This is a genomic window from Spirillospora albida, assembly GCF_000718255.1.
In the GTDB taxonomy this organism is placed as follows: domain Bacteria; phylum Actinomycetota; class Actinomycetes; order Streptosporangiales; family Streptosporangiaceae; genus Spirillospora; species Spirillospora albida.
Genome location: NZ_JOFJ01000023.1, coordinates 51,955 through 73,595 on the forward strand (window position 1 = coordinate 51,955; position 21,641 = coordinate 73,595).

Annotated in this window: 20 protein-coding genes; 9 read left to right on the forward strand and 11 right to left on the reverse strand. The window is 72.7% G+C overall.

What is annotated here, in order from left to right; genetic code table 11:
- Positions 1-68: 68 nt before the first annotated feature.
- The 4 genes from IE99_RS0125080 to IE99_RS0125095 form a co-directional block, all read right to left on the reverse strand.
- On the reverse strand, positions 69-1,064 hold the full coding sequence (locus IE99_RS0125080) for an amino acid ABC transporter permease (protein ID WP_030175815.1): 996 nt from the start codon (positions 1,062-1,064) through the stop codon (positions 69-71).
- The gene (locus IE99_RS0125085; protein ID WP_030175818.1) at positions 1,061-1,744 is read right to left on the reverse strand and encodes an amino acid ABC transporter permease; all 684 of its coding nucleotides are present in this window, start codon (positions 1,742-1,744) and stop codon (positions 1,061-1,063) included. The genes IE99_RS0125080 and IE99_RS0125085 overlap by 4 nt, the downstream gene beginning before the upstream one ends.
- A 112-nt stretch (positions 1,745-1,856) precedes the next feature.
- Positions 1,857-2,726 carry a glutamate ABC transporter substrate-binding protein gene (locus IE99_RS0125090; RefSeq protein WP_030175820.1) on the reverse strand — a complete coding sequence of 290 codons (870 nt, stop codon included), beginning with the start codon at positions 2,724-2,726 and terminating at the stop codon, positions 1,857-1,859.
- Between the two features lie 39 nt (positions 2,727-2,765).
- Positions 2,766-3,488 (reverse strand): amino acid ABC transporter ATP-binding protein, encoded by a 723-nt coding sequence (locus IE99_RS0125095; RefSeq protein ID WP_037560074.1) that lies wholly within the window; start codon positions 3,486-3,488, stop codon positions 2,766-2,768.
- 219 nt (positions 3,489-3,707) lie between these two features.
- Here IE99_RS0125095 and miaB point away from each other — a divergent pair, with 219 nt between their 5' ends.
- A complete protein-coding gene (gene miaB / locus IE99_RS0125100) occupies positions 3,708-5,252 on the forward strand; it encodes a tRNA (N6-isopentenyl adenosine(37)-C2)-methylthiotransferase MiaB (protein WP_030175826.1) in 1,545 nt (514 codons plus the stop codon).
- A 21-nt stretch (positions 5,253-5,273) separates the two neighbouring features.
- Positions 5,274-5,981 (forward strand): class III extradiol ring-cleavage dioxygenase family protein, encoded by a 708-nt coding sequence (locus IE99_RS0125105; RefSeq protein WP_030175829.1) that lies wholly within the window; start codon positions 5,274-5,276, stop codon positions 5,979-5,981.
- On the opposite strand, the gene IE99_RS0125110 is transcribed toward IE99_RS0125105, so the two are convergent.
- Positions 5,978-6,187: an antitoxin gene (locus tag IE99_RS0125110; protein WP_245623337.1), complete on the reverse strand. Its 210-nt coding sequence runs from the start codon at positions 6,185-6,187 to the stop codon at positions 5,978-5,980. The genes IE99_RS0125105 and IE99_RS0125110 overlap by 4 nt on opposite strands.
- A 107-nt stretch (positions 6,188-6,294) precedes the next feature.
- Between IE99_RS0125110 and miaA the strand changes: the two genes are divergently transcribed.
- Both miaA and dapF read left to right on the forward strand, forming a co-directional pair.
- Entirely contained in the window at positions 6,295-7,200 is a 906-nt protein-coding gene (gene miaA / locus IE99_RS0125115) for a tRNA (adenosine(37)-N6)-dimethylallyltransferase MiaA (protein ID WP_211258917.1), read from the forward strand.
- Positions 7,201-7,217: 17 nt separating this feature from the next.
- A complete protein-coding gene (dapF, locus tag IE99_RS0125120) occupies positions 7,218-8,054 on the forward strand; it encodes a diaminopimelate epimerase (RefSeq protein WP_030175838.1) in 837 nt (278 codons plus the stop codon).
- 261 nt (positions 8,055-8,315) lie between these two features.
- Here the strand turns inward: dapF and IE99_RS0125125 are convergent, their stop codons facing one another.
- Together IE99_RS0125125 and IE99_RS0125130 are read right to left on the reverse strand one after the other, a co-directional pair.
- Entirely contained in the window at positions 8,316-10,292 is a 1,977-nt protein-coding gene (locus IE99_RS0125125; protein WP_037560065.1) for a sensor histidine kinase, read from the reverse strand.
- Positions 10,293-10,597: 305 nt separating this feature from the next.
- On the reverse strand, positions 10,598-10,954 hold the full coding sequence (locus IE99_RS0125130) for a TetR family transcriptional regulator C-terminal domain-containing protein (protein WP_051713208.1): 357 nt from the start codon (positions 10,952-10,954) through the stop codon (positions 10,598-10,600).
- A 113-nt stretch (positions 10,955-11,067) separates the two neighbouring features.
- On the opposite strand from IE99_RS0125130, the gene IE99_RS0125135 reads away from it, so the two are divergent.
- The 5 genes from IE99_RS0125135 to IE99_RS0125155 all read left to right on the forward strand — a co-directional run bounded on the left by IE99_RS0125135 (position 11,068) and on the right by IE99_RS0125155 (position 16,715).
- Positions 11,068-11,376 (forward strand): hypothetical protein, encoded by a 309-nt coding sequence (locus IE99_RS0125135; RefSeq protein WP_030175846.1) that lies wholly within the window; start codon positions 11,068-11,070, stop codon positions 11,374-11,376.
- Positions 11,377-11,525: 149 nt separating this feature from the next.
- Positions 11,526-12,491: an ABC transporter permease gene (locus IE99_RS0125140; protein WP_030175849.1), complete on the forward strand. Its 966-nt coding sequence runs from the start codon at positions 11,526-11,528 to the stop codon at positions 12,489-12,491.
- The gene (locus tag IE99_RS0125145; protein ID WP_037560066.1) at positions 12,485-13,312 is read left to right on the forward strand and encodes an ABC transporter permease; all 828 of its coding nucleotides are present in this window, start codon (positions 12,485-12,487) and stop codon (positions 13,310-13,312) included. Before IE99_RS0125140 ends, IE99_RS0125145 begins: the two co-directional genes overlap by 7 nt.
- Positions 13,309-15,042, forward strand: a complete 1,734-nt coding sequence (locus IE99_RS0125150) for a dipeptide ABC transporter ATP-binding protein (RefSeq protein WP_084219924.1) — start codon at positions 13,309-13,311, stop codon at positions 15,040-15,042. The genes IE99_RS0125145 and IE99_RS0125150 overlap by 4 nt, the downstream gene beginning before the upstream one ends.
- On the forward strand, positions 15,039-16,715 hold the full coding sequence (locus tag IE99_RS0125155; protein ID WP_245623338.1) for an ABC transporter family substrate-binding protein: 1,677 nt from the start codon (positions 15,039-15,041) through the stop codon (positions 16,713-16,715). The genes IE99_RS0125150 and IE99_RS0125155 overlap by 4 nt, the downstream gene beginning before the upstream one ends.
- A gap of 16 nt (positions 16,716-16,731) precedes the next feature.
- Here IE99_RS0125155 and IE99_RS0125160 read toward each other — a convergent pair whose 3' ends face one another.
- From IE99_RS0125160 to IE99_RS0125175, 4 genes are all read right to left on the reverse strand, one after another.
- Complete coding sequence (locus tag IE99_RS0125160) at positions 16,732-17,493, reverse strand: hypothetical protein (protein ID WP_051713211.1); 762 nt, start codon at positions 17,491-17,493, stop codon at positions 16,732-16,734.
- Positions 17,494-17,653: 160 nt separating this feature from the next.
- Positions 17,654-18,940: a (Fe-S)-binding protein gene (locus tag IE99_RS0125165; protein ID WP_030175868.1), complete on the reverse strand. Its 1,287-nt coding sequence runs from the start codon at positions 18,938-18,940 to the stop codon at positions 17,654-17,656.
- Positions 18,937-20,142 carry an FAD-binding oxidoreductase gene (locus IE99_RS0125170; RefSeq protein ID WP_030175871.1) on the reverse strand — a complete coding sequence of 402 codons (1,206 nt, stop codon included), beginning with the start codon at positions 20,140-20,142 and terminating at the stop codon, positions 18,937-18,939. The genes IE99_RS0125165 and IE99_RS0125170 overlap by 4 nt, the downstream gene beginning before the upstream one ends.
- Positions 20,142-21,590 carry an FAD-linked oxidase C-terminal domain-containing protein gene (locus IE99_RS0125175; protein ID WP_030175874.1) on the reverse strand — a complete coding sequence of 483 codons (1,449 nt, stop codon included), beginning with the start codon at positions 21,588-21,590 and terminating at the stop codon, positions 20,142-20,144. The genes IE99_RS0125170 and IE99_RS0125175 overlap by 1 nt, the downstream gene beginning before the upstream one ends.
- Between the last annotated feature and the right edge of the window lie 51 nt (positions 21,591-21,641).

Below are 21,641 nucleotides of genomic sequence, written 5' to 3' on the forward strand. Positions count from 1 at the left end.
TCGTCCCCGGATGAGCGAGGGCGCCGCCGGTTCTCCGGCGGCGCCCTCGGACGAAGACGGCCGAACCGTCAGGCCTGACCGGGCGCGGTGCCCGTGGCGGACATGCCCGGCGCGGGCGGAGCGCCCGTCCCGGTGCCCATCGTCTTGCCGGACGTCCTGCGGCTCCGGCGGCTGCGCGCCTCCAGCGCGGTCGCCACCCGGCTCAGCGCCATGTTGAGGGCGATGTAGATGATCGCGACGACGATGCCCGCCTGCAACTTGTTGTTGTGGTAGTTGGCGGGGATCTGGTTGAACCCTGCGGACAGGAGTTCGGGGTAGGCGATGATGAACCCGAGTGCGGTGTCCTTCAGCAGGACGACGAGCTGGCTCACGATCGCCGGCATCATCACCGTGATCGCCTGGGGCAGCAGAACGAGGCGCATCACGCCGTTCTTGCGCAGGCCGATGGAGTAGGCGGCCTCCGACTGCCCCTTGGGGATCGACTGGACGCCCGCGCGCACCACCTCGGCCAGCACCGAGCCGTTGTACATCACCAGGCCGAAGACGACGGCGGCGAACGCCGACACGGTGACGGTGCCGGCGTTGATCTCGACACCGAACACGAAGAGGACGTTCTCCACCACGACGCGCTGCAGCGTGCCGAACTGCGAGTCGGCGATGGACGGGCTGATCTTGTTCGGGATGAAGAACGCCAGGAAGATCAGGATCAGCAGCGGGATCGCGCGGAAGAACTCCACGACGACACCGGCGGGGACCCTGATCCACCAGTGGTCCGACAACCGGGCCAGGCCGAACACGACGCCGAACGCGAGCGCCAGCACCGACGCGACGGCGGCGGCCTTCAGCGTGTTCCAGAGCGCTGGGAGAATCAGGCCTTCCCAGACCTCCCATTTCAGGAACGGGCTCCACAGTTCGCCTTCGAACTGGTCCCTGTCGGCGAGGCGCCAGACGAACGCCGCGAGCAGGCCGGCGAACACGATCAGCGCGGCGACGGTCATCGCCCGGTGGCGTGCGCGCGCCTTCGGCCCGGGGGCGTCGAAGAGGACGGTTGCTTCCTTGCTCATCGCGCCACCGCCATCCGCTTGTGCAGCCAGCCGAAGAAGAACCCGGTCGGCAGCGTGAGGATCATGAAGCCGACGGCCACGCCGATGAACAGCGGTATCGCCCCGCTGGTGAACGAGGGCGCGTCGAGGATCGTCTTCATGACGAGGGCCGCCTCCGCGTAGCTGGCGGCGGCCGCCACAGTCGTGTTCTTGATCATCGCGATGAGGACGCTGCCCAGCGGCGCGATGACCGCCCGGAAGGCCTGCGGGAGAACGATGATCCGCAGCGACTGCGTGAAGGTCAGGCCGATCGACCGCGCCGCCTCCGCCTGGCCGAGCGGCACCGTGTTGATGCCCGACCGGAGCGCCTCGCAGACGAACGCGGCGGTGTATGCGGACAGGCCGAACACGGCCCACCAGTAGTACGAGGTGGAGCTGTTGCCCGAGAGCCTCATGGCGAGGACGTCGTTGAGGCCGAAGCTGCAGAACAGCAGCACGAGGGTCAGGGGGGTGTTGCGGACGACGTTGACGTAGGCCGTGCCGAAGGTCCGCAGGACGGGGATGGGGGCGACCCGGAAGCTCGCCAGGACCGTGCCCAGGATGAAGGAGAGCACCGCGGCCGCCGCGGCGAGGCGCACGGTCGCCCAGAAGCCTTCGAGGATCAGGTCGATGTTGTCGAAGAACGGGCCGAAATCAAACATTGTCTAGCTGTTCCATGGCGTTCCATCGGGTCAGGCCACGACCGGTGCGCCTCCCCGGAACGAGGACGGCGTTGCGGGGACGGCGCACCGGCGCGACGGGGTCAACCTTGGATCAGGCGCAGCCTTCCATCTGGGGAGCGGTCGTCACGAGCTTCAGCCCGGTGCCCGCGAAGTGCTTCTCCAGCAGGGTCTTGGCCGTGCCGTCGGTGTACATCTGCTGGACGGCCTTGTTCACGGCCTCGCAGGTCTCCTTGTCGCCCTTCTTGATGCCGATGCCGTACTTCTCATCGGTGAAGGGGGCGTTGATGACCTTGAACGAGCCCTTCTGCTGGTTCGCGAACCCGGCGAGGATCAGATCGTCGGTGCTCACCGCGTCCAGGGCGCCCGCCTTGAGCTTGGCGACGCAGTCGGAGTAGCTGGACGCGTCGACCAGGGTGACGCCCTTGATGTTGAGCTTGCCGTCCGGCGGGCCCTCGGTGATGCGGCGGAAGGAGTTGGAGCCGGCCGCCTTGCAGAGCTTCTTGCCCTTGAGGTCCTCGGGCTTGGCGATGCCGTTCTCGCTGACCTGGACCATGGTGTCCTGGTGGGCGACGTAGTAGGGGCCGCCGAACGTCACCTGCGCCTTGCGCGCCTCGGTGATGGAGTAGGTGGCGAAGATGAGGTCCACCTGGCCGCCGCCGAGGAACGACTCGCGGTTCGCGGAGGTGGTCTCCTTGAACGTGATGCCGCTCTCGGGGACGCCGAGCTGCTTCGCGACGTACTTCGCGACGTCGACGTCGAAGCCCTCGAACGTGCCGTCCGGCTTCTTCAGGCCCAGGGCCGGCTGGTCGAACTTGATGCCGATCGTGAGCTTCTTGTCGGCCTTGGCCTTCTCGACCACGGTCTTGGCGTTGGTCTTCTCGGTGTCGCTGCCACAGGCGCTGAGCGCCAGGGACAGCGCCATGCCCGCGCCGATGAGGGCGCCGAAACGACGTACTCGCATGCGTCTACCTCTGCCTTTCGTGCCGGAGCCCCGTACGGCTCAGTGCGTGAGGATCTTGGAAAGGAAGTCCCTGGCCCGGTCGGTGCGCGCGTTCGTGAAGAACTCGTCGGGCGTGTTCTCCTCGACGATCTGCCCCTCCGCCATGAAGACGACCTTCCTGGCGGCGCGCCGGGCGAACCCCATCTCGTGGGTCACCACGATCATCGTCATCCCCTCGGCGGCCAGGCCGGTCATGACGTCGAGCACCTCGTTGACCATCTCCGGGTCGAGCGCGGAGGTCGGCTCGTCGAACAGCATGACCTTGGGCCTCATGGCGAGGGAGCGCGCGATGGCGGCGCGCTGCTGCTGGCCTCCGGAAAGCTGCGCGGGGTACTTCTGGGCCTGGTTGGCGATGCCGACGCGGTCCAGCAGCTCCAGCGCGTGCTTCTCGGACTCCTGCTTGCCCTGCTTGCGGACCTTCGTGGGCCCGAGCGTGACGTTCTCCAGGATCGTCTTGTGGGCGAACAGGTTGAACGACTGGAAGACCATGCCCACGTCCGCCCGCAGCCGGGCGAGGTCCTTGCCCTCCTCGGGCAGCTCCTGGCCGTCCACGAGGATCCTGCCGCCGTCGATGGGCTCCAGCCGGTTGATCGACCGGCACAGGGTCGACTTGCCGCCGCCGGACGGGCCGATGACGACGACGACCTCGCCCCGGTCGACGGTGAGATTGATGTCCTTCAGGACGTGCAGCTCGCCGAAGTACTTGTTCACGTTCTCGACCACGACGAGGGGACCGTCGCCCTGGGTGGCGCCCTGCGGCCCGTCGCCCTCGGGGAGCTCGGGCCCGCCTTCGCTGTCCGTCATGCGCTCGGACTTTACGTCATCGACCTTCGGGGATAAGGCTCCGAGCGGTACCGATACGATCACGAATCCCCAAGCGCGCCCGGGCCGTTTCGATCTTGCGCGGTGAGCGTGGTTCCGCGCGTACTCTTGGGGACTGTCATGAGTGCGCCAATGGAGACCGGCACCCGCACGTACGAGATCCGTACCTACGGGTGCCAGATGAACGTCCACGACTCGGAACGGCTCTCGGGCCTCCTGGAGTCGGCCGGGTACGTCCGCGCGGGGGACGGCGAGCCCGATGTGGTGGTGTTCAACACCTGCGCCGTGCGGGAGAACGCCGACAACCGGCTCTACGGCAACCTCGGCCATCTGCGGCCGGTCAAGGACGCCCGTCCGGGCATGCAGATCGCCGTCGGCGGCTGCCTGGCGCAGAAGGACCGCGACACCATCGTCCGGCGGGCCCCCTGGGTGGACGTGGTGTTCGGCACCCACAACATCGGGTCGCTGCCCGCGCTGCTGGAGCGCTCGCGCGTGCTGGACGAGGCGCAGGTAGAGATCGAAGAGTCCCTGGTGACCTTCCCGTCGACCCTGCCGACGCGCCGTGAGTCGCCGTACGCCGCGTGGGTGTCGATCTCCGTGGGCTGCAACAACACGTGCACCTTCTGCATCGTCCCCTCCCTGCGCGGCAAGGAGAAGGACCGCCGCCCGGGGGAGGTCCTCGCGGAGGTGGAGGCCCTCGTCGCCGAGGGCGTCCTGGAGATCACCCTCCTCGGCCAGAACGTGAACGCCTACGGCTCGGGGTTCGGCGCGCTGTCGCAGGCCCCCGACGACGTGCGCTCAATGGCGTCCGGCAAGCAGTCCGCGTTCGCGGGGCTGCTGCGCGCCTGCGGGGACGTGGCGGGCCTGGAACGGGTCCGGTTCACCTCGCCGCACCCGAAGGACTTCACCGACGACGTCATCGCCGCCATGGCCGAGACGCCGAACGTGATGCCGTCGCTGCACATGCCCCTGCAGTCGGGGTCGGACGCGGTCCTGCGCGCGATGCGCCGCTCCTACCGGCAGGAGCGGTACCTCGGCATCATCGAGAAGGTCCGGGCGGCGATCCCGGACGCCGCGATCACGACGGACATCATCGTCGGCTTCCCCGGGGAGACGGAGGCGGACTTCGAGCAGACCCTGCACGTCGTGCGGGAGGCCCGGTTCGCGTCCGCGTTCACCTTCCAGTACTCCAAGCGCCCTGGAACGCCCGCCGCGACGATGGACGGGCAACTGCCCAAAAAGGTCGTCCAGGAGCGCTACGAGCGCCTGATCGCCCTCCAGGAGGAGATCTCCTGGGCCGAGAACAGGAAGCAGCTCGGCCGCACCCTGGAGGTCCTCGTCGCGGAGGGCGAGGGGCGCAAGGACGACGCGACGCGCCGGCTCTCGGGACGCGCCGCCGACAACCGCCTCGTCCACTTCAAGGCGCCGGACGAGCCGGTGAGGCCGGGCGACATGGTCACCGTCGAGGTCACCTACGCCGCGCCCCACCACCTGGTCGCCGACAAGCCCGCGGTGGGCGTCAGGCGGACGAGCGCCGGGGACTCGTGGGAGCGGCGCCAGGGCGGGGGCGACGCCGGCCGGAGCGGCGTGTCGCTCGGGATGCCGTCCATCGGGCGCCCCGGCAGGGAACCCGTCTCCGCACCGGGCTGCTCCACCCGCCCCTGACGTGGAACCCGTGGAGGCCGTGTGCTGATCTCGGCTGCCGTGTGCCCGCATCCGCCGATCCTCGTCCCGGAGCTGGCCGGCGGGGCCGCGCCGGAGCTGGACGAGCTGCGCGCGGCGTGCGACGAGGCCGTCGGGCGCCTGCTGTCCGTCCCCGCGGATCTGCTCATCGTGGTGGGTGCCGCGGAGCAGACGCGCGCCTACGGCCGGGGCGCGTACGCCACCCTTCGCCCGTACGGGCTCGACTGGACGGCGGGCCGGGACGGCGCCGGGCGCGAGGAGGCGCTGCCCCTCTCGCTCACCATCGGGTACTGGCTTCTGCGGCGGCACGACGCGCAGACGCGGGCGCGCTTCCAGGGGGTCTCCTCGGAGGCCGCCTCCGGGGAATGCCTCCGCCTCGGCGAGGAACTCGCACGGTCGGCGGGGCGGGTCGCGCTCCTGGTGATGGGCGACGGCTCGGCCTGCCGCTCCGAGAAGGCGCCCGGCTACCTGGACGAGCGCGCGGAGCCGTACGACGCGGCCGTGGCGGCCGCGCTCGGGAACGCCGACGCCGCCGCCCTGGCCGGTCTGGAGGCCGGGCTCTCCCGGGAGCTCCAGGCGGCGGGGCGCGCGGCGTGGCAGGTGCTGGCCGGTGCGGCGGGCACCGGCGGCGGTCTCGGCGGTGAGCTGCTCGCCGCCGAGGCGCCGTACGGGGTCGGCTACTTCGCGGCGGCGTGGTCGAGGCGGGTCTAGTGCGGCGCGTTCCTACCGGGCATCTCACCGCCGGGGCGGCGGCCCTCGTCCCCCCGGTCGATGGCGTCGCCCGCCCTCCGCTGCGCCTGGTCGACCCGGTCCGCGTGCTTTCCGCCGGTCCTCTGGTCGAACATGTCCCCGGCCCTCTCCACGCCCTGTCGGGCCTGGTCGGGATGCTGCCCGAACATGTGCTTGACCTTCTCCATGATGGACATGGGAATACCCCCGGCTCGTTCGTCACGGTGGTGCCCCGCGGTTCCGCAAGGCACCCGTACATCCGCCCTATACCCGTTCTCTTGCCACAATCGAGCCCGTGACCTCACCAGATGTCGTCGCGGTCGTCGGGGCGACCGCCGCGGGCAAGTCCGACCTCGCCGTGGAACTGGCCCTGCGGGCGGGAGGCGAGGCGGTGAACGCCGATTCCATGCAGCTTTACCGGGGCATGGACATCGGCACCGCCAAGCTCACCCCGGAGGAGATGCGGGGCGTCCCCCACCATCTCCTCGACGTGTGGGACGTGACCGTGACGGCGAGCGTCGCCGAGTACCAGCGGCTGAGCGCGGACACGATCGCCGGCATCAAGGCCAGAGGCGGGCTGCCCGTCCTGGTGGGCGGGTCCGGTCTCTACGTGAGGGCGGCCGTCGACCACCTGGAGTTCCCCGGGACCGATCCCGCCGTTCGAGCGCGCCTTGAGGACGAGCTGGCGCTGGAGGGGCCGGCCGTCCTGCACGAGCGGCTCGGCCGGCTGGACCCGGCGGCGGCGGAGGCGATCCTGCCGAGCAACGGCCGCCGCATCGTCCGCGCCCTGGAGGTCATCGAGATCACGGGCAGGCCGTTCACCGCGACGATGCCGGAGTACCGCTACCGGTACGGGTCGGTCGTCCAGATCGGCCTGAGCGTGCCCCGGGAGACGCTGGACGAGCGGATCGCGCTGCGCGTCGAGCGGATGTGGGCGGCGGGCCTGGTCGACGAGGTGCGCGCCCTGGAGAAGCAGGGGCTCAGGGACGGCGTGACCGCGGGGCGCGCGCTCGGGTACGCGCAGGTGCTCCGGTTCCTCGCGGGGGAGTGGACGGAGGAGCAGGCCAAGCAGGACACCGTCCGGACGACCCGCCGGTTCGCCCGCCGCCAGGAGTCGTGGTTCCGCCGCGACCCCCGCGTGCACTGGCTCGCGTTCGACGCGCCGGATCTCGCCGAACGCGCGCTGGGCCTGCTGCGATGAGCCCATACGATCGGATCATGCGCTTCATCAAGGGGCACGGGACCGAGAACGACTTCGTGATCCTGCCCGATCCGGACGGTGAACTGGACCTCGCGCCGGGAGCGGTGGCGCGGCTGTGCGACCGGCGGGCGGGGATCGGCGGGGACGGCGTCCTGCGCGTCGTCCGGACGAAGGCGGCCGGGCCGGGGGTCGCGGAGCACCAGGACGCCGAATGGTTCATGGACTACCGCAACGCCGACGGAAGCCTCGCGGAGATGTGCGGGAACGGCATCCGGGTCTTCGCGCGCTACCTGGTCGACGCGGGTCTCGCCTCCCCGGGCGAATTCGACGTGGCGACGCGGGCGGGGCTCAAGCGGGTCTCTCTGGGGACGTCCGGGGACGTGACGGTCGACATGGGCCCGCCCCGATACCTCGGAATGGCGGAGACCTCGCTCGTGGGCGCGACCTACCGGGGTGCGGGGGTCTCCGTCGGGAACCCGCATCTGGCATGCCGGGTGGACGCGCCCGTGGCGGCCCTCGACCTGTCGACCGCCCCCATCTTCGATGCTGACGTCTTCCCGGAGGGTGTGAACGTCGAGTTCTTCCGCGCCCTGGGCGAGCACCACGTGGAGATGCGGGTGTTCGAGCGCGGCTCGGGCGAGACCCGCTCCTGCGGCACCGGGACCGTGGCGGTCGCGGTGGCCGCCGCGATGGGGGCGTCCGGGAGGGCCGAGGACGGCACCTGGCCGGACGGCGAGTGGACGGTGGACGTCCCCGGTGGACGGGTGACCGTCACGCTGGCCGGCGGGACGAGCCTGCTGAAGGGGCCGGCCGTGCTCGTCGCGGAGGGCGAGACCCGGCCCGGACTCCTCTGACACCCGGACCGTCCTGACAAACGCCTTGCGAGCAGGGAAAGCGCCGGTCAGAAGGGTTCCCGGATGGATCGGGACAAGTGTCCCTCACGGCCGGGACCGCATACGGCATAATTTCTGACGTGCACACCCTCTGGTGAATGGCCCGTATGGATCGGGATGGGAGCCCCGTTCCGTACGGAGCCCGAGGGCCAGTGGCGACCTTCTTGGCGGGGGGCGGCCACTGGCCCTCCCACCCGGGGTGTTCTCGGTTCCTGGATGCTCTCAGTTTCCGGCCACCGCGCCGTGCGAGGCGCCGTTCACGGGCAGCCGGGCGCGCACCAGTGTTCCGCCCTCGGGTCCGGGGCCGACGGTGCAGGATCCGCCGAGTTCGGCGGCGCGTTCGCGCATGGACGACATGCCCACTCCGGACCGCGGCCGCTGGGGGAGCCCGACGCCGTCGTCGTTCACGCTGACGTGGAGATCGCCGTTCAGGTGCAGGCGCACGACCGCGTTCCCGGCCCTGGCGTGCCGGTGCACGTTCGTGAGGGCCTCCTGGACGATCCGGTAGGCGGCGACCTCGGCGGCCGCGGGCAGGCACTCCAGGTCGCCGTCCACGTGCACCTCCACCTGCGGGCCGTCCCCGGTGGCCACGACCCCGCCGAGCGCCTGGATCGCCCCGGCCAGGCCCAGGTCGTCCAGCGCGGGCGGCCGGAGGCCGTACACGAGGTCGCGGATGTCGCCGATGGTGCGGCCCATGGTCGCGCGGAGCTCCTCCAGGAGCGGATCGACCGCCGCCGGATCGCTCTTCAGCGTGATGCGGGCGGCGTCCACGGTCATCGCGAGGCTCGCCAGCGTCGGGCCGAGGCCGTCGTGCAGGTCGCGCCGCAGGCGGCGGCGCTCCTCCTCGCGCGTCCGCAGGATGTGCTCCCGCGAGCGCTGCACGTCCGTGGCCAGGCGGGCCGCGTTCGCGAGCTCGGCGAGGTTGCGCGCGAGGACGCCCGACAGGCGGGGGTCGGGCGGGCGCGTCACGCCGAACAGCAGCCGCCCGACCGGTTCGCCGTGCCAGACGAGGGGGATGAGCTGGGGCCGGTCGCCGAGATCCCCGTCGCCCACGGAGATCGAGCGGCCGCCGTCACGGTCCAGGACCTCGATCAGCACTCCGGCGTGCAGGGCGCCGTGCGCGACCTCGGCGGCCACCGCGAGCGCCTCGACGGGGTCGGCGGCGGTCTGCAGCCGCCGGTTGAGCAGGTCGGCGAGCCGGTACGGGTCGCGCTCGCCGTGGATCATGCCGTCCACGGCGCGCTGGAGCCGGCGCCGGGCGGGCTCGAACACCGCGCCCGCCGCGATGGCCCCCGCCAGGCCGGTGAGGGCGCCGCGCCCGGCGACGAGCAGTGACGCGGCGCCGACCAGGGCGAAGTACACGCCGGTGATGACGGCGACGAGCCCCGCGTACACGAGGGTGCGGCTGACGACGAGGTCGATGTCGTACAGGCGGTAGCGGGTGATGGCGACGGCGATGCAGAGGGGGACGGCGACGATCGTGAGATTGCGGACCGGGTCGCCGATCGGGGTGTTCTCCCCGATGTAGACGATCGTGAGGGCCACGACCCCGGGGTAGATGACCCAGGCGATCTGGCGCCGGACGTCCGACGCGGCCCGGACGAACCGCACCGCCACGGAGAGCAGGGCCAGGGCGAGCGTCGTGACGATGAGGGCGCTGATGGCGAGGGGGATGTCCTGGAAGGGGTAGACGGAGACGCCGTTGTGGAACCTCCGCGCGTCCGGGGCGACCGTGAGGTGGACGCAGACGACGACCGGGACGAGGAACGCCATGAGGAGGACCGGGCGGAACCGGCGCGACACGAGCCGTCCGTCCGGGAAGATCAGCGGCAGGACGAGGGTGAGGGCGTAGGTGTCGATCACCCAGAGCCAGGTCCCGAGCCAGTTCAGGAATCCGGCGCCGGGCCATCCGTGCAGGTCGAACCAGGGGCCGAGGTTGAGCGCCAGAACGTAGACGGCCGCGCTGAACCCGGCGGCCAGCATGAGCCGGCCGACGCGGAGGTGGGGGCGGTGGCGCAGCAGGAGGGCGGCGATGGGCGTCCAGAAGAGCGCGACGAGGATCTCCGGGTGCCACCAGACGAGGCGGGCGTCCTCCGGGAGGCGGAAGCCGAGGAGCAGGGACCCGACGACGGCCGCGACCGCCGCCAGGGCGAGCGGGAACGCCGCACGTCCCGCTCCGCGCTGCTCCACCGGCTCCATCGCACTCCCCGAGGTCAAAAGTAATGGAATGTTAAAGCGTCCCGCTTGCCGTCCTGGGGTCGCAGGGGCGTCCGCCTCAGGACAGTGGGACGTGGCAACGCCGAGGATGGTGCCGGGGAACGCGCTCGGGAACGCGGCCCGGCCTCGGGCCGCGCGGGTTCGAGGACTGCTCGGAGTCGGGGATTCGTGCAGGTCACGGTGCCGGGCGGCGGTGCACGAACGCTTGCAGGGGCGTGTTCGTGGACCGCGTCGGCGCCGGCCGCGATCGTAGCGGGCGGACGGCCCCGCCGGAAGGCGCGGGCGTCTCAGACCTGCGGGTTCGCCATGGCGGTGCCCATGAGCGACCTGACCCCGCGCCGGAGCTCGTCCGGGGTGATGTCCTCGAGGATGAGCCGCTGCAGGAGGAACCCGGGCAGGGTGCCGAAGAGCGTCTTGGCGACGGCCGTGGCGTCCGCGTCCCGGGGCAGGTGGCCCGCGTCGATCAGGCGGCGGGTGTAGAGCACGCACGTGCCCAGCAGGTCGGCGATGTTCTCTTTGGCGTAGTGGCGGACGTCCGGGTCGGTCATGGCGAGCGCCCACGCCTGGGGGGCGAGGCGGACCGGCCCGTCGGTGCCGGACAGCTCGACGAGGCGGTCGGCGAGGCTCCCGGCCACCTCGTCCATCGGGGGCAGCGGATCCCTGAGCGCGATGTCGGCGAAGTACGTGCGGATATCGCCGATCGTGCCGCCGAGGATGGCCTTGACGATGCACCTGGGCGATCACCGGCCTGGCGGCGGTGATCGGGCACCCGGGACTCGGCCTCGGGGGCCTCACGTTCATGCTGCTCGGCAACCCGCTGTCGGCCGCGGCGTCCGCGCCCGAACTGCTCCCGCAGCCCTGGGGCGACCTCGGGGCGCTGCTGCCGCCGGGAGCCACCGTCACCCTGCTGCGTTCGGCCGCGTACTTCGACGGCGCCGGAGCCGCCGGTCCCCTCGCGGTCCTCGCGGCCTGGGCCGTGGCCGGCCTCGCCCTCCTGGCCGCCGCCGCTCTGCGCGCACGCCCCCAGGAGGGGCTTGTCCGCGACCGCGAGCCCGCGCTGACCTGACCCGATCCATCTGGCGAGCCCGTGCGGGAAGCCGCGCGGGCTCGCCAGATGATGCTCACCCGGTGGTGACATTCGCGCCGTTCCCCGGCGCGCCGGGTAATCGATCCGTAGCATTCCGTGCTCGTTCCCGATTGCCCGGAAGGGGAGTGATGGCGGCGTTCCTGCTGCGCCGACTGGTACGCGGCCTCGTCCTCGTCCTGCTGGCGTCCTCCCTCGCCTACCTGCTCGCCGCGTACGCGCTGCGGCCCCGCGCCGAACTCGAGGGCCGGACGCCGCGTCCGCCGGAGGCCGTCATCGACGCGCAGCTCACGCGCCACAACCTGAACGACCGCACGCCCCTGGCCGACCGGTTCCGCGTCTGGGCGACGGGCGTGGCGCACGGGAGCTTCGGGCGGACCAGGGAGGGGGAACCGGTCGACGGCGAGCTGTGGCGCCGCCTCGGTGTCAGCGCCCGGCTCCTCCTGCCCGGGACGGTGCTGGGATGCGTCCTCGGCGTCCTCCTCGGCGCGTACGCGGCGATCCGGCACGGCGGCGCGGCCGACCACGCCGTCACCTTCCTCGGGTACCTCCTCCTCGCCGCCCCCGTGTTCGTGCTCGCCGTCCTGTTGCAGACGGCCGCCGCCGAGGCGAACGACGCGACGGGCCTGCGGCTCCTCACCTGGGTGGGGGAGCCGCCGGGCGGCGGACCGCTCGAAGCGGTCCGGCACGCGGCGCTGCCGACCGCGACGATCGCCCTCGCGCAGGCGGCCCTGGTCGGCCGATACCAGCGCGCTCTGATGCTGGACGTCCTGCACGCCGACTACGTGCGCACGGCGCGCGCCAGGGGCCTGCGGAGGCGGGACGCGCTGCTGCGGCACGGGCTGCGCGTCGCGCTGGTCCCGATGACCGCGCACGCCGCCGCCACGTCCGGGCCGGTGCTGTTCGGCGGCGTCTGCGCCGAGCGGGTGTTCGGCCGGCACGGGCTCGGCGCCTGGCTCGTCGAGGCGATCGCGCGCGGTGACGTGCACGTCGCGGCGGCCGTGACCTGCCTCGCGGCGTGCGCCGTGGTCCTCACCGGGCTGGCGGCGGACGTCCTGAGCGGGATCCTCGACCCGCGGGTGCGGGCCGCATGCTGACGGGCCGAGCCGCCGCCGGGCTGCTCCTGCTCGGGATGATCGTCCTGCTGGTGTTCGCGGGGCCGCCGGCGTCGCCGTGGGACTGGGACCGCACCGACCTGACCGCCTTCGGGGAGGGGCCGTCCGCCCGCCATTGGCTCGGGACCACGCAGAGCGGACGGGACGTCTTCGCGCTCACCCTGCACGCGGCGCGGCGGTCGCTGCTCATCGGCCTTCTGGTCGCCGTCCTCTCGACGGGCCTCGCCGCCGTGGTGGGAACGCTCGCCGGGTTCCTGGGCGGCCGCCTGGACCGGGCCCTGATGGGCGGTGTCGACCTGATGCTCGTCCTCCCGCCCTTCCTCGTCGTCGCCGTCCTCTCGCCCTTCCTGGACGCGAACGGAAGAGGCTGGGCGCTGGTCCCCCTCCTGGCGGCGTTCCTCTGGATGGCGACGGCCCGGTCGGTGCGCGCCATGACGGTCTCCCTGCGGGACCGTGAGTTCGTCATGGCCGCCCGCTTCCTCGGGGTCCCCGCCCGGCGCGTGGTCCTGCGGCATGTCGTGCCCCACCTGGCCTCGCTCCTGGCGGTGGACGTGAGCGTCACGGTGGGAACGGCGATCATCGCGGAGAGCGGGCTGTCCTATCTCGGATTCGGGGTCCGGCCTCCCGACGCGTCCCTCGGGACCCTCCTCGCGGACGCGGGGAGCGGCGCGATCGCCTCCCCGGTGCCGTTCGGGTTCGCCGCGAGCCTGCTGGTGCTGATCGTCTTCGCGGTGAGCCTGCTCGGGGACGGGTTGCGGGACGTCCTCGACCCGGAGTTCGGGCCAGAGGCGGCGCGGCCGTGAACCCGCTCGAGGTCACGGATCTGAGGGTCGCTCTTCCCTCGGGCGTGCGGGCCGTTGACGGAGCGGGCTTCGAGGTCCGCTCAGGTGAGGTGCTCGGAGTCGTGGGGGAGTCGGGTTCCGGCAAGACCACATTGGGCCTTGCGGTGATGGGGCTGCTTCCGGCGGGCGCTCGTGTGGCGGGCTCCGTACGGCTCCGCGGTGAGGAACTGCTGGGGCGGACGGACGCCGAACTGTCCCGGATACGTGGCAACGACCTGGCGATGGTGTTCCAGGACCCGCTGTCGGCGCTCACCCCCGTCCACCCGGTCGGCGACCAGATCGCGGAGACCATCCGGATCCATCAGGGCGTCCGGCGCGCGGCGGCGCGGGCTCGGGCCGTCGAGCTGCTCGACCTGGTCGGGGTGCCGGGGGCGGCGCGGCGGGCGCGCGCCCATCCGCACGAGCTGTCGGGCGGCATGCGGCAGCGCGTCCTCATCGCCATGGCGATCGCCAACCGCCCGGCCGTGATCATCGCGGACGAGCCCGTGACGGCGCTCGACACCATCGCCCGCTCGCGGATCCTCGACGTGCTCCGTGTCGCGCAGGCGTCCACCGGAGCCGCGATCGTGCTCATCACGCACGACCTCGATGCCGTCACCGGATTCGCCGACCGCGTCATGGTGATGAGCGAGGGCCGGATGGCGGACGCCGGACCCGGCCGCGAGCTCCCGGCAGTGGAGGTGGCGCCCGTCCCCGCTCGCCCCGCCAGAGCGAGCCGGCCCGTCGTGCTGGAGGTGAGCGGGCTCGTCCGCCATCACTCTCTGCCGCGGGGGACGCCGGCGCGGCGCCGGGCGGGGGCCGTCCGCGCTGTGGACGGCGTCGGCTTCGACGTACGGGAGGCGGAGACGGTCGCGCTGGTGGGGGAGTCCGGCTGCGGAAAGACCACGACGCTGATGGAGATCATGCGGCTCGCGCGTCCGCAGGGAGGGCGCGTCATGGTCATGGGCCAGGACACCGCGGCCCTGACCAGGGCCCGCCGGAAGGCGCTGCGCAGGGATGTCCAGGTCGTCTTCCAGGACCCGTACTCCTCCCTCGACCCGAGGATGCGCGTGTCGGACATCATCGCGGAACCGCTCACCGCGCACAGGTTCCCGCGCGCCCTGATCGGCGACCGCGTCCGGGATCTGCTCGCCATGGTCGACCTGGACCCCGCCCACGCCCGCCGCCACCCGCACGCCCTCTCGGGTGGGCAGAGGCAACGGGTGGGCATCGCGAGAGCCCTCGCGCTGGAGCCGCGCCTGGTGCTCCTGGACGAACCCGTCGCCGCACTGGACGTCACGCTCAGGGCCGGTGTCCTCGACCTCCTGTCGGACCTCCGCTCCCGGCTCGGCCTGGCCTACCTGCTCGTGACCCATGACCTCACGGTCGTCCGCCGTATCGCCGACCGGGTCGCCGTCATGCACCAGGGACGCATCGTGGAGACGGGGCCGGTGGACGAGGTGTTCCACCGCCCCGCCCATCCGTACACGCGTGCGCTCCTCGATCCGCGCTTCCCGCCACGGGACGGCCCGTCCGACCCCGCCGCACCGATCCCCGGCTGCCGGTTCCGGATCCGCTGCCCGCACTACGCCGCCCTCGGCCCCCGCTGCGCAGGCCTCTGCGACGTGGTCGATCCGCAGCCGGGCGAGGGGCACGGGGGCCGCGGCGTCGCCTGCCATCACCCGCTCGTCACCCTGGAGGCCGCAACGTGACCCTGCGCACCCGTATCGGCCGGGTGACGGCCGCCGCCCTCGTTGCGGCGACGGGCTGCGGCGCGCCGTCGCACGGCGAGGGCGCGGCCGGCGCGCTGCCCGCGTCGGACATCGGCCCCGTCCCGCGCGACCGTGTCCTGACCGGCGGAACGCTCCGCTGGCCCCTGCCGGAATTCCCGTCCCAGTGGAACTTCCACCACGTGAACGGCATGAAAGGGGTGGTGGAGCAGGTCGTGCAGGGCGCCCTGCCGTTTCTGATGCGCGCCGACGCGCAGGCCGTGCCCCGTCCCGTCCCGGAGTACCTCCGGTCGGCGCACCTCACGCGCACACGGAACGGGCAGACGGTCACGTACCGGCTGAACCCCCGCGCCCGGTGGTCGGACGGCCGGCCCATCGGCCTCCGCGACTTCGCGGCGCAGGCCCGCGCGCTCTCCGGGCACGATCCGCGTTTCCAGGTCGCCGCCGTCACCGGCTACCGCCAGATCACCCGGGTGGAGCGCGGTGAGGACGACCACGTCGTGAAGGTGACGTTCGCCGGGACGTACGCCGACTGGCGGAGCCTCTTCAGCCCGCTCTATCCGGCGATGACCAACGCCCGCCCCGACGCGTTCGACACCGCCTGGACGAATCGGCTGCCCGTCACCGCCGGCCCCTTCCGGCTCCAGCGCATCGACAGGACCGCCAAGACGGTGACGATGGTCCGCGATCCCCGGTGGTGGGGCCCGCGCGCCAGACTCGACCGCATCGTCTACCGCGCCCTCGACCCCAGCGCCGCGCCGGGAGCGTTCGCCAACCGCGAGATCGACCTGATGGACGTCGGCCTGGACGCGGACGCGCTGAGGAGGGTGCGGCGCGTGCCGGGGGCGGTGATCCGCCGGGCGGGCGGACCCGACTGGCGGCACCTCACCTTCAACGCCGCGCGTCCCGCCCTGTCCGACGTGCGGGTGCGGCGCGCGGTGATGCTCGGCATCGACCGTGACGTGCTCGTCCGCTCCGACCTGTCCGGGCTCGGCGTTCCCCGGCGTACCCTCGGCAACCACCTCTACGTGAACACCCAGAAGGGCTACCGGGACAACTCCGCGGAGCTGGGCCGCCACGACCCTGACGAGGCCGGGCGGCTCCTGGACGAGGCGGGCTGGGCACGGCACGGGAGGTACCGCGCCAAGGCGGGACGTGTGCTCGCGCTGCGCTTCGTGGTCGCGTCCGGCGTGGCGGGTGGGCGGCGGGAGGGCGAGCTCACCCGCGTGCTGCTGGAGCGCATCGGGATCCGGGTGGACATCGAGACCGTGCCCGCGGACGACCTGTTCGACCGGTACGTCGTGCCGGGGCGCTTCGACATCGTCCCGTTCTCGTGGCTCGGGACGTCCTTCCCCCTGTCGACGCTGAGAGGCGTCTTCGCCCGTCCCGGCCGGGGCGGCGCCGGGCAGAACTTCTCCCGGGCGGGGACGGCCGCGATCGACGCGGCCATGGATCGTGCGATCGCCGAGACCGACGCGGAGCGCGCGCAGGACCTGGCGAACCGCGCCGACCGCCTCATCTGGCGCCAGGCGCTCGTCCTGCCGCTGTACCAGCGCCCCCAGCTCGTCGCCGTGCGCGGGGACCTCGCCAACATCGGCGCCTGCGGGTTCCTGGAACCGGCCTACCAGGACATCGGGTTCACCCGGCCCGGATGACCCCGCCGGCCGGACGTCACGGAACGGCGAGCTCGATGCCCTTGAGGTCGCTCGTGTACCGCGCGTTCCACACGTACAGCTTGAGGTCGTCCGGGGAAACGCCGTCCTTGAGCGGGAGGTCGGACGCCACCCGCACGAGGTAGGACGCCCCGGCGGGCATCGTCGTCTCGGCGCCGTCCCGGATCGGCGGCTTGGAGCCGTCGAGCCGTGCCGTGACGCGCGCGTGGTTGGGCAGCGTGCAGAGGCTGCTCGGGATGCCCGGCTGGGGCATGCAGCGCTCCAGCGCGTTCGCGGGCACCTGCGCGCGCGGCATGAACAGGTCGGCGGGGTAGTCCAGCAGTACGGGACGCCGCTGGGTGTTCGTGATGACGTAGTCGGCGTAGGCGTACGTCATTCCGTTCGGCGGCGGCTGCGTGGCGCCGAGGGGGCTCGCGTCGGTGCCGGTCCTCACCGCGGCGATCCGGTAGCCGTACCCCTCCGGCGTGGTGAAGTTCAGCGGCGGCCCCGTCTCCGGCATGGGCGCCGTGGCGCCCTGCTCGCCCGCGGCTCCCCGCCCGTCGGTGGCGCCCTGGCCCGCCAGGGCGGACTGGGGGTCGTCGTCGGCTCCCGGGCGCAGGACCACGATCCCCACCGCCACCGCGGCGATCCCCACGGCCCCGGTCAGAGCGCCCGCGAGGCCGACCCGTCCCGCGCCGGTCTTCCGCCGCCGGCGGTGCGCGCTGTGGTCGCCCGCGCGGCGGCCGGTCTCGTAGCTGTCGGGCAGGTACCTCTCGGGCATCGCTTCCGTGCTCCCCTCGGGCGTCTCAAGGCTCGGCACAAGGCTGCCGGTAGCGCTCCGTAGGCGCGTCCTGGCGGGAGCCAGACACGATACCGGACGCCGGATCGCGGGCCTCCGGTCGTCTCAGGGCAGGGAAATGTCCGACAAGGCCGGTCGCGGCTTACCAGGCGCGCCCCAGGAGGGCGTCCGGGCCGAGGCCCCGCAGCGACGCGTCCAGCACCTCGGCGGTGTGCGCCACCGCGATCGGGGTCCCGCGGCGGCGCAGCGCGGTCGCGATCTGCATCGTGCAGCCCGGGTTCGCGGCGACCAGCAGTTCCGCCCCGGTGGCGGCCACGTTCCCGGCCTTCCGGTCGCCCAGTTCGGCGGCCGTTCCGGGGTTCAGGACGTTGTAGGTCCCGGCCGATCCGCAGCAGATGTCCGGGTCGGCGACCTCGCGGACGGTCAGCTCGGGGATCCCGGAGAGCAGCGCGCGCGGCTGGGCGCGGACACCCTGCGCGTGGGAGAGGTGGCAGGCGTCGTGGTAGGCGACGGTGACCGGAAGTGGACGACGGGCCGCGCGGGGACCGAGTTCCAGGAGGAACTCGGCGAGGTCCCGGGTCTTGCCCGACACCGCCCCCGCCCGGCGGGCCCAGGACGGGTCGTCCGCCAGCAGCGTCCGGTACTCCTTCATGGCCGATCCGCAGCCCGCCGCGTTCACGACGACGACGTCGGCGGACTCGAACGCCTCGATCGTCCTGCGCGCGAAGGCCCGGCCCTCCTCCGCGCGTCCGGAATGCACGGACAGGGCCCCGCAGCAGCCCTGCCCCTTGGGGATGAGGACGTCGCAGCCCTCAAGGGCGAGGACCCGTGCCGTGGCCGCGTTCACCTCCGGGAAGAACTCTCCCTGCACGCAGCCCGTCAGCATGGCGACCGTCGCCCGCCGCTCGCCGCGCGCCGCGACCCGTTCCGGCAGCCGCGGCGCCCTGCCGAGCGGTGGTGCGAGACGCTCCATCGCCGCCAGGGAGGGCGAGACCCGCTCCAGGACGCCCGTCCGGCGGACGAGCCGGTCGAGCCCCGTCCGCTGGTACGCGCGCAGCGGGCCCCGCAGGGCGCGGAGCCGCCGCCGGTAGGGGAAGAGCCGGAAGATGGCCTCACGGACCGCGCGGTCCCTCAGCGGACGCGGATGCTCGTCCTCCACCTGGGCGCGGGTCATCTCGATGAGCCGGTCGTACTGCACACCGGACGGGCAGGCGGTCACGCACGCCATGCAGCCGAGGCAGGCATCGAAGTGCTTCACCATGGGGGCGCTCATGGGCGCCCCCTCCGCGTGCTGCTGCATGAGGTGGATACGGCCCCGGGGCGAGTCCATCTCCTCGCCCCACAGGACGTAGGTGGGGCAGGTGGGGAGGCAGAAACCGCAATGGACGCAGTCGCCGAGCAGCTTCGGGAGGTCGTCGTGGCCGCTCATCGGATACCTCCCACGAAACGGCCGGGTGACAGCCGATGGTCCGGGTCGAACTGGTCCTTGACGCGCCGCATCAACGCGAGTGCCGGGACAGGCCCCCAGGCGTCGACGGCTTCGCGAACGTCCTCGGGGGCGTACCGGACGACCGCCCCGCCGCGATGGGCGCCGAGGACGTCGCGGAGGGCCCCGAGGAGCCGCACCGCCACGTCGGGCGGCGAGCCGGCCGGCAGGCCGACGTGGCCGTGCCCGTCGCCGTTCCAGGTCACGGCCGTTCCCGCCGTGGCGAGGAGATCGGGCAGCGCGGTCGGAGGGGCGGTCACGTCGATGAGGGTGGTGCCGTCCGGGTAGCGCCCCCAGCCCGCCGGAGGGTCCCCGCCGATCTCGGCGTCCCCGCCGAGGAGTCCCGCCGTGGTCCGGGCGCGGAGCGAGAGGCCGTCGGGAACGCCCTCCAGCAGGACGGCGACCTTTCCCGGGCCGATGTACTCGACCGCGCTCGCGGCCACCGGCGAGTGGAGAACGGCCTGGACCGCCTCGTACGCCTGCTTCGGGCCGTCCACGTCCCGCGTCACCCACGCGCGCGCCGCCGGGACGGGATGGAGCCGGAACGTGGCCTCCACGATGAGGCCCAGGGTGCCGAAGGAGCCGCAGAACAGCCGCCCGAGGTCGTACCCGGCGACGTTCTTGACGACCTTGCCGCCGGAACGGGCGACCTGCCCGTCCGCCCTGACGATGGTGAGACCGATGACCAGGTTCCGGGGCGTTCCGTACAGGGTGCGGAGGGGGCCCGCGGCGGCGGTGGCGATCGTCCCGCCGACCGTGGAGCCGGGCAGGGGGACGTCCAGGGCGAGCCGCTGCCCCCGTTCCGCGAGCACCTCGGCGAGCCGCTCCATCGGCATGCCCGCCTGGGCGGACACGACCAGGTCACCGGAGGTGTGCTCCAGCAGCGCGTCCAGACGGCGGGTGTCCACCAGCAGATCGCAGCGGGCGGGGGGCGCGCCCCAGTCGAGACGGGTCTCGCCACCACGCGGGACGACGGCGAGCCCCAGCGCGGCGGCGACGCGCATGACCCCGGCGGCCTCGTCGACGCTCGAGGGGGCGGCGACCAGCGCCGGCTCCACCCCGAGGACGCCCTCCTCGGGCTCCCCCGGACGGACGTCACCGCACACGGCCGCCAGCGCGTCCAGTGCCTTCGCGGAGGTGGCCATCAGAACAGGTCCGCCTTTCCCTCGAACGGGTGGGGGCCCTTCCGGACGCCGGGGACCTCGCCGCACAGGCGAGGAGTGGGGAAGACCTTCCCCGGATTGCACAGCCCGCCGGGATCGAACCCGCACCGGACCATCTGCATCGTGTCCAGATCGGCCTCGGTGAACATGCGGGGCATGTAGCGGGCCTTGTCCACCCCGACCCCGTGCTCGCCCGTGATGGATCCACCGTGCTCGATACACAGGTCGAGGATCGCGCCCGACACCTCTTCCGCGCGCTCCGCCGCGCCCGGTTCCGCGTCGTCGAACAGGACCAGCGGATGGAGGTTGCCGTCCCCGGCGTGGAACACGTTCGCGACGCGCACGCCCGACTCCGCCGACAGGGCGTCGATACGGGCCAGGACCTGGGGCAGGGCCGTGCGGGGGATGACACCGTCCTGGACGATGTAGGCGGGGCTGATCCGGCCGACCGCCGCGAACGCGGACTTGCGGCCCTTCCAGATGAGGGCGCGCTCCGCGTCGTCGGCGGCGATCCGGATCTCGAACGCGCCCGCGTCCCGGCACAGCCGCTCCACGTCCGCGAACTGGGCCGCGACCTCCGGTTCCGGCCCGTCCAGCTCCACGATGAGGACCGCCCCGGCGCCCGGCGGGTACGCGCAGTTCACCGCCGCCTCGGCCGCCTCGATGGAGAGCGCGTCCATCATCTCGATCGCCGCCGGGACGACTCCCGCGCCGATGATCGCCGACACCGCGCGGCCGCCCGCCTCGATCGACTCGAACGCCGCCAGCAGCGTCTGCACGGTCTGCGGCACCCGCGTGAGCCGAACCGTGATCTTCGTGGTGATGCCGAGCGTGCCCTCCGCCCCCACGAAGACCCCGAGGAGGTCGTAACCGGGGCCGTCGGCCGCGAGCTCGACGATCTCCCCGTCCGGCGTCACGACCTCGCAGGCCAGGACGTGATGCGCGGTGAACCCGTACTTGAGGCAGTGCGCGCCGCCCGAGTTCTCCGCGACGTTGCCGCCGACGGAGCAGATCTGCTGGCTGGACGGGTCGGGCGCGAAGTAGTAGCCGTCGGCGCGGACCGCGCGCGTCACGTCCAGGTTGATCACGCCAGGCTCGACCACCGCGCGCTGGTTCGGGATGTCGATCTCGAGGATCCGCCGCATCCGGGACGTGACGATCAGCACGCCGTCCGTGCGGGGGAGCGCGCCTCCGGAAAGGCCCGTCCCGGACCCCCGCGCCACGTAGGGGACCCCCGCGCGCACGCATTCCCGCACCACCCCGGCGACCTGTTCGGCGCTGTCGGGCAGCACCACGATCCCCGGGGTGGCCCGATGGTTGGTCAGCCCATCGCACTCGTAGGTGCGCAACCGAACCGGGTCGGTGATGACCCGATCGCCTCCCAGCAGAACGTCAAGGTCGCGAGCGAGCGTCCGGAGCACCGAGTCCATACCCTCACCATCCTCCAGCTCCGAGAGCATCCGCATCCGGGCCCTGCCGAC